This window comes from Streptomyces dioscori, assembly GCF_003024195.1.
Taxonomy (GTDB): domain Bacteria; phylum Actinomycetota; class Actinomycetes; order Streptomycetales; family Streptomycetaceae; genus Streptomyces; species Streptomyces dioscori.
This window is the reverse complement of the sequence record NZ_KZ679053.1, coordinates 251,482-263,128: the sequence shown is the minus strand read 5'-3', so window position 1 is coordinate 263,128 and position 11,647 is coordinate 251,482. Positions and strand designations below refer to the sequence as shown.

General features: G+C 67.8%; 7 protein-coding genes. 6 read left to right on the top strand and 1 reads right to left on the bottom strand.

Annotated elements, in window-relative coordinates; all coding sequences use genetic code 11:
- Nucleotides 1-480: 480 nt before the first annotated feature.
- From C6Y14_RS45340 to C6Y14_RS34410, 6 genes are all read left to right on the top strand, one after another.
- On the top strand, nt 481-2,007 hold the full coding sequence (locus C6Y14_RS45340; RefSeq protein ID WP_225891420.1) for a hypothetical protein: 1,527 nt from the start codon (nt 481-483) through the stop codon (nt 2,005-2,007).
- Nucleotides 2,004-4,649: a DEAD/DEAH box helicase gene (locus tag C6Y14_RS34430; RefSeq protein ID WP_107020793.1), complete on the top strand. Its 2,646-nt coding sequence runs from the start codon at nt 2,004-2,006 to the stop codon at nt 4,647-4,649. Before C6Y14_RS45340 ends, C6Y14_RS34430 begins: the two co-directional genes overlap by 4 nt.
- A gap of 94 nt (nt 4,650-4,743) precedes the next feature.
- On the top strand, nt 4,744-8,019 hold the full coding sequence (locus C6Y14_RS34425) for a Helicase associated domain protein (RefSeq protein ID WP_107020792.1): 3,276 nt from the start codon (nt 4,744-4,746) through the stop codon (nt 8,017-8,019).
- Nucleotides 8,020-8,083: 64 nt separating this feature from the next.
- Nucleotides 8,084-9,019, top strand: a complete 936-nt coding sequence (locus tag C6Y14_RS34420; RefSeq protein WP_107020791.1) for an ABC-three component system protein — start codon at nt 8,084-8,086, stop codon at nt 9,017-9,019.
- Complete coding sequence (locus C6Y14_RS34415) at nt 9,016-9,282, top strand: ABC-three component system middle component 6 (RefSeq protein ID WP_107020790.1); 267 nt, start codon at nt 9,016-9,018, stop codon at nt 9,280-9,282. Before C6Y14_RS34420 ends, C6Y14_RS34415 begins: the two co-directional genes overlap by 4 nt.
- Nucleotides 9,260-11,026, top strand: coding sequence for an ABC-three component system protein (locus tag C6Y14_RS34410; RefSeq protein WP_107020789.1), 1,767 nt, complete (start codon nt 9,260-9,262; stop codon nt 11,024-11,026). Before C6Y14_RS34415 ends, C6Y14_RS34410 begins: the two co-directional genes overlap by 23 nt.
- Before the next feature lie 59 nt (nt 11,027-11,085).
- Here C6Y14_RS34410 and tpg read toward each other — a convergent pair whose 3' ends face one another.
- On the bottom strand, nt 11,086-11,643 hold the full coding sequence (gene tpg / locus C6Y14_RS34405; protein ID WP_107020788.1) for a telomere-protecting terminal protein Tpg: 558 nt from the start codon (nt 11,641-11,643) through the stop codon (nt 11,086-11,088).
- Between the last annotated feature and the right edge of the window lie 4 nt (nt 11,644-11,647).

Genomic DNA, 11,647 nt, shown 5'->3' with positions numbered 1-11,647 from the left:
CCCGCGGAGCGGGTACCACATCGCTGCGCGATGTGCAAGGGAGGCGGTCGCTGCGCTCCCGCCGCCCACGCGATGCGTGGGCGGATCCCTTCGCTGCGCTCCAGGATCCGGTGGGGCCGGCCGCTGCGCGACCGGCGTGGCGCGCGATGCGAGCTCGCCCTCTGAGAGTGTGTCAAGTGTGGCTAGTCGGGTGCATAGTTGAGGAGTTGGAGAGTCCTGCGGACTCCTGGGCGGGTCCGCTGCGCTCCCCCGCCTGGCGGTCCTTCCGGCTGCGCCTCCAGAACCTTGGAGCCCGCTGGCGCGGGCTTGACTGGCTATGAGGGTGGGGGTCGCTCGTTCGTGTGAGTTCCAGTATAGCGCGTGCATCAGGTTGATGCAGCATGTACCGTTGGCGGAAACACGGGACACCCCCCAACCACCCGGACGGGGCGCGGTTCTTGATCGAGGGTCAGTTTTCTTTCCCGGAAAGAAGGAATGGCAGTGGATCTCTTCCCTATCTGGAAGCGCTATGTGCGCGCCGTAGAGCAGGAATTCGCGCGTGCGGGTTTCCCGGAGGCTTCATATTCGGTGACCCGTGATGACGAGCACCAGGGGTCCTGCGTTGCTGCGTGGCGCTGGGCCGTGGGCACGCAGCTGGTGAACGCGCACGAGTGGCCCGAGGGAATCACCCTGACGTGGTCCTCCGCCGGGCGCTGGTCGTACAGCGTGCTGGACGACCACGGGCTGGAGAACCCGCTCGTGCTGCCCGTCCCGGCCCTGGCCGCGCCCTCCGCAGTCAGTGGTGCCCTGCCTGCGCTGATGGACGGCAGGCACGGGCAGCTCCCCGCTTCTGAGGAGCGGTGGGAGCACGCCGGGCTGCTGGAGTCGTGGGCCGAGTCGGCGGCGCTGCACGGCGATGACAAGTACAACGCCGACTACCAGGCAGCGGAAGAGGAGGCGGAGACCTTCCTGCGGTGGCAGGAGCAGTTGGACGGCGAGGAGGCCGTGGCACCGGAGCCGGGGGCCGGCCTTTCGCAGGAGAGCGGGGAGCCTGCCGGTCTGACCCGGTACCGGGTCCTGGCCATGCGGACCGATGAGGCGCACCCGGGAGCCGCCACTCTGACCAACTACGCGAACGCGCGGTCCGTGGAGGAGGCTCTGGCCATGGTGCGCCGGGCCAACGAGCGGCCGGGCGGCCTGTACAGCAAGCAGGGCCTGTACCGCGTGGTGGAAGTGACCGGGGAAGGTCCGGCCGGTGAGGTCCTGCGCCAGGAGGCCGCCCGCCGCACGTTCGTCGACGTGGTCATGAACGCCGCGCGTGCGGAGACCGGCCGGAACATCACCGGCATGCCACACCCGGAGATGTTCGGGACTCTGTGCGACTTCTTCACCCGCGCCATCGTCTTCCCCGGACAGTTCGGCTTCCCCAGCGGCAGCGCCCCCGATGACGACCAACTGCACACCAGCGACCCCTCCCGCGCACTGTCCCTCCTGCTCCTGGAACACCTCACCCACCACGGCCTGAACCTGGTGGAGGCCGACGACCGGGCCTATGCCCGGCCCGAAGGCCAGCGCCCCGCTGAACGCGACGGCGAAACCGAGGGAGCCGAGGCGTACCCGGAGCTGATCGAGCAGGTCCTCGCCGTGTGCGAGCAGCACTACGCGGCCGTGACCGGCACCAACACCGACCAGTGGGACAAGGAGCTATCCCTCGAGCTCGTGGGCATCGCGCTGCAGACCGTGCGCCTGGCCGAGCGGGACGCCTACCCGCAGGACCTGGAGGAGTACCTGCGCGTGAACAGGGACCGGCTGGAGCGGCTGTGGCGCCGTTACGGGCCGGACAGCCCCTACCCTCGCGACGTCTACCACCTGGTCGAACTGCCCGAGTCCTTCGTGCTGTGCGAGAGGATCGACAACGCCAGGCAGTGGCTGGAAGGAGTTTGGGAGGAAGAAGGCCAAGAGGAAAAGCCGCTGGAACGGCTCAAGAAGGTATGGCTGTACGGCACGGGAGAGGAGGACGGACGATGAGCAGGATTCCGCTCAAAAAACACCAGATCGACCAGAAGTCAGCTTTCCGGAAGTGGGTCGGATTCCCTGCAAGGTCATCCGTGCCGCCCCAGGGTGCCCGTGGCACGATCGTGTCAGCGACCGGCTCCGGCAAGACGATCATGGCCGCTGCAAGCGCGCTGGAGTGCTTCCCCAAGGGCCGGATCCTCGTCACCGTCCCGACTCTGGATCTGCTCGTGCAGACCGCCCAGGCGTGGCGGGCGGTGGGTCACCGGGCCCCGATGGTCGCGGTGTGCTCGCTGGAGAACGATGCGGTGCTGAACGAGCTGGGGGTGCGCACCACCACCAACCCGATCCAGCTCGCCCTGTGGGCCGGGCACGGGCCGGTCATCGTGTTCGCCACGTACGCCTCCCTCGTGGACCGTGAGGACATCGACGCACCCGTGGGCCAGCGCAAGGTTCGCGGGCCGCTGGAGGCCGCTCTGGCGGGCGGAGAGCGCCTGTACGGCCAGCAAATGGACGGTTTTTCGCTCGCCATCATCGACGAAGCCCACGGTACGGCGGGGGATCTAGGTCGTCCGTGGGCGGCGATCCACGACAACGCCCGGATCCCGGCGGACTTCCGGCTGTACCTGACCGCGACCCCGCGCATCCTCGCGGCCGCCCGGCCGCAGAAGGGCGCGGACGGCCAGGAGCTGGAGATCGCGTCGATGGCCGACGACCCGGACGGCACGTACGGCGCATGGCTGCCCGGGGCGGAGCTCGGGCTCTCGGAGGCAATCGAGCGGGGCATCCTCGCCGGGTTCGAGATCGACGTGCTGGAGATCCGCGACCCCTCGCCGGTCCTGGGGTTGTCGGAGGAGGCGCTGCGGGGCCGGCGCCTGGCGCTCCTGCAGACCGCGCTCCTGGAGCACGCGTCCGCGTACAACCTGCGCACCGTCATGACGTTCCACCAGAAGGTTGAGGAAGCGCAGGCGTTCGCGGACAAGCTCCCGGAGACGGCCGCGGAGCTGTACGTCACCGAGACGTCCGACGAAGCCCTCGCGAAGGCGGAAGACCTCCCTACATCGTCGATCGACGCGGAATTCTACGAGCTGGAGGCCGGCCGCCACGTACCCCCGGACCGCGTGTGGGCGGCATGGCTGTGCGGCGACCACCTCGTCTCCGAACGGCGCGAGGTCATCCGCCAGTTCGCAGGCGGCATCGACGCGGCCGGACGCCGGGTCCACCGCGCCTTCCTCGCCAGCGTTCGCGTCCTCGGGGAAGGCGTCGACATCACCGGCGAGCGGGGAGTGGAGGCGATCTGCTTCGCGGACACCCGCGGCTCGCAGGTGGAGATCGTGCAGAACATCGGCCGCGCGCTCCGGCTCAACAAGGACGGCAGCACGAAGATCGCGCGCATCATCGTGCCGATCTTCCTGGAGCCGAACGAGGACCCGACCGACATGGTCGCCAGCGCCTCGTTCCGCCCCCTTGTAGCGGTCCTCCAAGGACTCCGCTCGCATGATGAACGACTCGTCGAGCAGCTCGCCTCCCGTGCCCTGAGCAGCGGGAAGCGCAAGGTACACGTCCGGCGCGATGAGGACGGGCAGATCGTCGGGGCCGGCAGCGAGGGCGAGGACCAGGAGCAGGACGACACCGACGCCGCTGCCGAGTCGGCCCTGCTCCACTTCTCCAGCCCGCGCGACGCCGCCACGATCGCCGCGTTCCTGCGTACGCGGGTGTACCGGCCGGACTCACTGGTGTGGCTCGAGGGCTACCAGGCCCTCATCCGGTGGCGGGCCGAGAACGAGATCACCGGCCTCTACGCCGTTCCCTACGACGCAGAGACCCAGGTCGGGGTGACGAAAGGCTTTCCGCTTGGGCGATGGGTCCACCAGCAGCGGAAGGCACTGCGGGCCGGGGAAATGGAGGAGCGGCGCAAGGAGCTGCTGGACGCCCCGGAGGCCGGAATGGTGTGGGAGCCCGGCGAGGAAGCCTGGGAGACCAAACTCGCCGCACTCCGGTCCTACCGCCGGTCCACCGGGCACCTGGCCCCGCGTCAGGACGCTGTCTGGGGCGAGGGCGACGCGATGATGCCCGTCGGGCAGCATGCCGCCAATCTCAGGCGGAAGGGCGGCCTCGGGAAGAACCCGGAGCGGGCGGCAGAACGCGCGCAGCAGCTGACAGCGGTAGACCCCGACTGGGACTGCCCGTGGCCACTGGACTGGCAACGCCACTACCGTATCCTCGCCGACCTCGTCGACACCGACGGTGTGCTGCCGCAGATTGAGCCGGGCGTGCTCTTCGAAGGTGATGACCTTGGCAGATGGCTCCAGCGGCAGGCCAGCGCCTGGACGGAGCTGTCGAAGGAGCAGCAACAGCGGCTGTCCGGGCTGGGCGTGAAGCCTGCCGAACGGCCCGTCCCGGCCCCCACGGCCAAGGGCTCCGGGAAGGCGTCGATGGCCTTCCAGAGGGGCCTCACGGCCCTCGCTCAGTACATCGCCCGCGAAGGCCACGCCAGCGTCCCCAGGGCTCATGCAGAGCGGATCACGGTCGGCGGCGAGGCTGAACCGGTGACCGTGAAGCTGGGCGTGTGGATCTCTAACACCAGGACCCGTCGCGACAAGCTCGCACAGGAGCAGCGCGCTGCCCTCGTGGAGTTGGGAGTCGAGTGGGCATGAGTGCTGCTTGATCGGTGCGCAGACCTCTCGGGCTCCGTAACCGGGTGTGGCTCGCAGGTGGTTACGAGAAGCGTGGCCGACGGACTGGGGTGGCATGAGCGGCGAGAGTCAGGCACCGGCAGCAGTTGGGGGGCTCGCGCTGGCGAGCGGTGTGCTGCGCGTGGGGCCGCTGCAGGGCGAGATGACGCAATCGTTCCTGACGCGGCTGGCGGCGCGCTACGGCATGGGGTTCGGGGACCTGCTGGCGGTGGTCGTCGATGTGGACGGGCTGCCGAACATGATGGGCAGGGCGCGGCTGGACAGTGAGATCTATCTGAACCAGGAGGCCCGGGACCGGGTAGCGCAGTTGTGTCGCGTCCCGCAGGATCGTCTGCTGCGGGCGCTGCCTGCCTGGGCTCAGGAGGAGCCCCGTCGGCGGTTCGCTGTAGGGCCGGCAGCGCAGTTTCACCACACCGCGGAGAAGGTGCGGTGCTGGGGGCCGGCTTGTCCTGAATGCACGGCGCGGCGTACCGGAAGGAGGGAGACCGCTCGCCTGTATCTGGGGTCGCAGCAGCGGGTTTGCCTGTCTCATCGCCGGTGGCTGATGCATGTACCGGGCACGGCGGGCCGGGTGGTGGACCTGGCCGGGTGCGTGCAAGTGCTGGACGCCCAGCGCTGTCACGTGAGGCTGCTGCGTCGTTCCGCGCTGGCGTCGGATGCGTTTGAGGTGGCGCGGGCAGTGACGTCGTCGTGGTGGTGGCAGACGTGGCCGCAGGAGCATATGTGGTCGGCGCGGCTGCGGAGCCTGGACAGCGCCGGGTTGGACCAGGATGCGTGGCGGGTTGTGGCTCGGGAACTGGTGGTCTATCCGGAGACCGTTGCCCTGGCCACGCTGCTTGCCAGTGACGGCTTCCGGCGCCGTGTGGTGGCCGATGCGCAGGGCCATGTTCCCTTTCGCCTGGCTGATCTGCCGTCGTTTTTGACTGCTGTTGCTGGCTGTGTGCGGAGGCCCTGGTACGTGGAGCAGTTGGCGCGGGAGACGTCAGGTCCTCTCTTTGCGTGGGCGTATCAGTGTGTGCGGGCGCAGGGCGGGACAAGGGCTGCGGAGCAGGCGATGTGGGCGGTGGCTCCGGCGCACCGTCAGCGTCCTCTGGTGGACGATCTCGCGGTACGGGCGCGTGTGGGGTCCGGCGGCCGTGGTGCGGAGGGTAAGCGGCGGCGCGGACACAGCCGGCAGGCGGACGAAGCCTTCGCGGCTGGCCTGGTGCATGCCAGCCGCTACGTGCGCGAACACGGCAATCTTGCAGTCCCGCAGGACACCGTGGTGGATTCCTATCGGCTTGGGGAATGGCTGAGCAACGTCCAGGCCAGAGCGTGGGCGATAGCGCCGGACCGTGCACAGGCTCTCGCGGTTTTGGACCCGTGGTGGAACGTCCCCTGGTCGGTGCAGTGGCAGCGCTCGTACTACCGGGCGCGCGATCACGCCGCAGTCGCCGGCCCGCCCGATGCGGCGGCGGGATTCCCCGGCACGCAGATCCTCAACGGTGAGTGGCTGTATCTGCAGTGCACCCGCTACAGCACTCTTCATCCTGAGCAGCAGCGTCTGCTGGCGGACATCGGGATCACGGCCGAGGCGGCCTGCACTGCTCTGCCGCGGCGGGTCCCCGTCCAGGCCGGCTTCGAAACGGGGCTGATGCACGCCAGGTCCTACGTCGCCGAGCACGGTCACCTGGCCGTCTTGGGCAAGGACGCGATGTACCAGGGGTATCCGCTGAGGTCGTGGCTCGTGCACCAGCGCCGCAGGGCCCGCGAGAACCGGGAACCTACGGAGCACTCTCGCGTACTCGACGCCGTCGATCCCTGGTGGAATCCGCCCTGGGGGCTGATATGGCAGCGCTCCTACGCACAGGCCCGGCGGCTGGTGGAGAGCCGGGGCGGGCTCGATGTGGGGGGCGGCTTTCCTGGAGTCGAAGCAGATCTCGCCGTGTGGTTGTCGCGGCAGTGCGCCGCATATCGGCGTCTGGACCCCGATCAGCAGCGCCTGCTGGCAGACATCGGCATCACAGCCGAGGAAGCCGCAAAAGTGCAGGGCGGGCCTGGGGTACCCCAGGCCGTGAACGAGCAGGTTGCTGCTGCCGGTCTGTGGGCTTTGGACGGCATGACCAGTGCTCGTTCCTTCGCCGCGGTACACGGGCATCTTGCGGTTGCCTCCGACTACGTGCACGACGGGTTTGCTCTGGGCCGCTGGCTGGTGGAGCAGCGCCGCCAGGACCGTCGGCACGCTCAGGCCACCGAAGGCATGTGGCTGCGTGGCCGACTGCTGGCCGAACTGGATCCCTGGTGGAATCCGCCCTGGCCCTATCCCTGGCAGCGGAGTTACCAGCGGGCCCGTAAGCGATGGCGGAAAGGCCAGCTGAAAGTGCCCGGCCCGCATCGCGGCAGGGACGAGGACGAGGTGACAGTGTGGCTGCGCCGTCAGTGCGTCCGGCACGACGTTCTGCAACTCGATCAGCAGAGTCTCCTCGCGGACATCGGCATCACCTCTGCCGTCGCCCGCGCAGTGACCGAAGCCGATCGAAGTCCCACCCGCGTAGACTCAGGGCTCGCCCACGCACGTAGCTATGCCGCCGAACACGGGCACCTCGCCGTGGCCGAACGGACCCGCCACAACGGCTATCCCCTCGGTAGCTGGCTCCTACGCCAGCGACACCGCGTGGCTGACGGGCGCACCGATCCGGCCCGGATCACCGCGCTGAACGCCCTTGACCCGCATTGGAATCCGCCCTGGCCCCTGGCGTGGCAGCGCGCCTACCACCGGGCACACGCCGCCCCGGCCAGCGGCAACCTGACCGTGGCCCAGCGTCGCTGGTTCACCACCCAGACAAGGCTGTGGGACAGCCTCCATCCCACCCAGCAAGAGCTCCTGGCCGCCCTCGGCGCCGCGCCTGCCACCGAACCCGTACCGGCTCCTACAACCACGCACCGCTATCCACCAGGCGAAGGCCTCCCCCACGCCCGTGCCTACGCCGCCGCCCACGGCCACCTCGCCGTGTTCAAACACACCCAGCACCACGGCTTCGCCCTGGGGCGCTGGCTCATCCAGCAGCGGCGCAAAGCCCGCGCCGGCCTCCTGTCCGCCCTCACCCTGCAAGAACTCACCATCCTCGACCCATGGTGGAACCCGCCCTGGTCCTTCGCCTGGCAACGCAAGTACCACCAGCACCGCACCCTCCGCGCCACAAGCCAGCCTCTTTCGCCCGAACTTCAGCGCTGGGCCCGCAAGCAAACCGTCCTCTGGCACCAACTCCACCCTCACCAACAGGCGCTGCTGAGCACCATCGATATCCGCCCTGAGGCTCCGAGTTGGCAAGGCGCCTTGTCTGGAGCGTGACGGTGAGACTTCCGAGAGTGATCACATAGGGCTATTCTTTCCTCCTTGCAGGTAAGGGGGGTATATGCGGTACGAGCAGCGCGCCTATGCGCGGGTTAAATTCCTTGAGCTCATGGCGGAGTTGTACGAGAACGAGTTCGAAGACTTCTTCCACCGGCTCATATGCTCGAGGTACCCAGACTTCCTGGATGTGCGCACTGCGGGCAGCCTGGGCGATATGTCGGCAGACGGTCTCACGCTGCATTCCCGCAAGTTGTATGCCTGCTACGCCCCGCAGACGGTGAAGCCGAGCAAAATCCGCAAGAAGTTCAACGGCGACCTGGCCGGTGCGCTCGCCAAGCGCAGCGGGCAGTTCGACACGTTCGTGTTCGTGCACAACGATCGACGCGGTGTGCACCCTGAAGTGACGGTAATGCTGTCCGAAGCGGCCACCAGCACACCGGCCCTGCTGTTTGAGCAGATGGGTAGCCGGCGCTTGTGGCACGAGTGCATGCAACTGGACCAGGTGATAGCGGAAGACGTCCTCCGGTGCGAGATTCCGATCAAGGAGATGACGTTCGGAATCGGGATGGATGATCTTGAGCCTCTCCTGAAACAGCTTCAGGAACTCCGGACTTCCTCTGACCCGCTCATGCCTCTGCCAGACGTGCCCGTCGAGAAACTGGACTTCAACCGGCTTGAAGGGGAAGCACGCGAGGACCTGCTCCGCGGGATGCGGCAGGCCCACCTCGTGGACGCCTTCTACGCGGGCAGTATGCGGGAGCTGGAACACGATGAGGTCGCGCGGGGCTTCCGCGTGTACTACGAGCAGGTTCGCAGACACTGGGCCGATCCTGAAGACGTGCTGTGGCAGCTCCAGATGTATGTACTGGGCAACGCGCAGCCCCAGCCGAAGGTGCTGCGTGCCGCCCTCGTTGTACTCGCGCATTTCTTCGGGCGGTGTGACATCTTCGAAGCGCCTCCAGCTGGCTGGCAGCCCGGGATCGGGATATCGGCATGATCACTCCTACGAAAGGCATTGCGCCTGACCGGTGCCTGCTCGCCGTCGGCGCCCAGGTCCTGCTGCAGTTGGACGAACCGCGGTCTGTCAGTCAGACATGGGCCCGGCTGAAGACCTGGCGGGCCGGTCACGGCCACTCCTCGCCCGTATCGTTCGGCTGGTTCGTCCTGGCACTGGACGTGCTCTACAGCATGGGAGCCATAGAGCTGGACCAGGACATCCTCGTTGCAAGGAGCATGCATGCTGCGCCGCTTGAGCGCTGACGACGGGCGCTTCAAAGAGGTGTCCTTCGTCGAGGGCCTGAACCTGATCGTCGCCTCCACCACCGCCTCCTCCGCAGACACTGACAGCCGCAACAGCGCCGGCAAGTCCAGCCTGATCGAGCTGATCCACTTCCTGTTCGGGGCCCGGGCCACAAACACCACGCTCGCCATGAACAAGGCGCTGCGGCACATCACGTTCACCCTTGAACTGGACTGGCCCGGCCTGAGCGGTCCGCTCAAGGTCCGCCGCAGCGGCCAGCGTGCCGGCTTCGTGACGCTCGATGAGGACGTGACCGGGACTGACGACGGTGCCATGTTTCCCCGCACTGGCGCCGTAGAGCTGCCCGCGGAGCGGTGGACACAATTGATCGAGCGGGACCTCTTCGGTCTGCGCGGTGACCATCCAGGCGTAAGCGGAAGGGTGCTGCTCTCCTTCCTCGCCCGACGTATTTCGTCGCACGGCTTCAACGAGCCGACCCGTACGTTCTCCCGGCAGTCCGCCCCGGAAGCCGCCTCCAACCTCGCCTACCTGCTGGGCCTGGACTGGCAGCTCGTCGACGAGTACAGACAGCTGGCCGCCCGCAAGGCAACACGTACCCAGCTGAAGAAAGCGGTCGATGACCCCGTGTGGGGGCGCATCGTGGGTTCCACCGCAGACCTCAGAGGCCAGATCACGCTGGCCAAGGCACAGGTGGAGCGGCTCCGTGCACAGGTTGCGGCCTTTCAGGTCGTCCCCGAATACGAACGCCTCAAGGACAGAGCGGACCAGGTCAGCCGCCGTATCAAGCAGCTGGCACAGGAGGATGTGATCGACCAGCACAACCTCGAAGAGCTCCAGGCAGCCGTCACCGAGACCACCGACGTCGAAGTCGACTACCTCGAGCCCGTCTACCGAGAACTCGGCGTCGTCCTCAATGATCAGGTCCGCCGGCGGTTCGAGGACGTGAAGACGTTCCACCACTCAGTGATCCGCAACCGCCGACGCTTCCTGGAAGAAGAAGTCGCCGAGCTCACCGAGCGGCTTCAGTCACGCCGCTCGGAGCGGGCACGCTTGGGCGAGGACCAGGCCCGCCTCCTTCAAGAACTTGCCGAGGGAGGAGCGTTGGAGGCTCTGACGACCCTGCAGACAGCCCTCGGGCGTGAAGAGGCCGCCCTCCAGGCTCTGCGTCACCGCTTCGAAGCGGCTCAGACCCTCGAAGCGAGCGCCCGGCAGATCACCGCGAAGAGCGTGGAACTGCAGCAGGCGGTCGACACCGATCTCCAGGAGCGCCGTCGGCAGACCGACGAAGCCATCCTGCTGTTCTCTCACTACGCCCAGCGCCTCTACGGAGAAGGGCGCGAGGCCTACCTCGCCATCGAAGCCGGCCGCAACAGCCTGACCATCACCCCGCGCATCGACAGCGACGGCAGCCGCGGCATCAGCAACATGGTCATCTTCTGTTTCGACCTGACCCTCGCGGTCCTGGCACACCGCCACGGCCGTGGCCCCGACTTCCTCATCCACGACAGCCACCTCTACGACGGCGTCGACGACCGGCAAGTCGCGGCCGCCCTGAAGCTCGCCGCCGAAGTCACCGTGGAGGAGAACCTGCAGTACATCGTCACGATCAACACCGACAGCCTGGGTATGGCCGCACAGCGCGGCTTCGATCCCGAGCCCTACATCCGCAGCCCCCGCCTCACCGACGAACACGAAACCGGCGGTCTCTTCGGATTCCGCTTCAAAACGGCGGGCAAGAGGTAGACCGCCGTTGCCCAGTCCCGGCGGAGCCTCTGTGACTGACGGGACTCGTTGTTCGGGGTCTACAGGTCGAACTCGAGGTGTTCGATGTCGGTGAACCGGACTTCTTCCAGGCTTCCGGCGCGGCGGCCTCCGTCCTGGAAGTACACCTCCTTGAGTGCTTCGGCCGCGATCTCCTGGAGCTCCTGGTCGGTGGCGCCGGTCTCCTGGGCGTCGAAGAGGCGGGCGGCGTACTGCGCGGGCAGGGCTACAGTCAGGTGCCGGACGCGGTCCTGGTCCGTCGATCCGATGGGCGCGGTGTAGCCGAGGCGTGCGCGGGTGTCGATGACGATGCCGCCCGTGTCCGCCGCCTTCGCCTTGGCCCTGGCGCGGATCTGCGGCTGCCAGCGCTTCTTCACCTCGCGCTCCAGACGTGCGGCGAGGCCAGGGCGGGGCTTTTTGATCTGGTCCTTCACGTACCGCTCGACGGTGCGCTGGGAGACCCGCAGCATCTGCGCGGCGGCCTTGGTGCCGCCGAGCTGCTTGACCAGGTACCGCATCTGCGGGCCCGCGCTCTTGGGCGCCGGGCGGGTGAACGCCTTTTGCACCGCGGCGTCCAGGCCGTCACCGATCAGGCTCATCGTC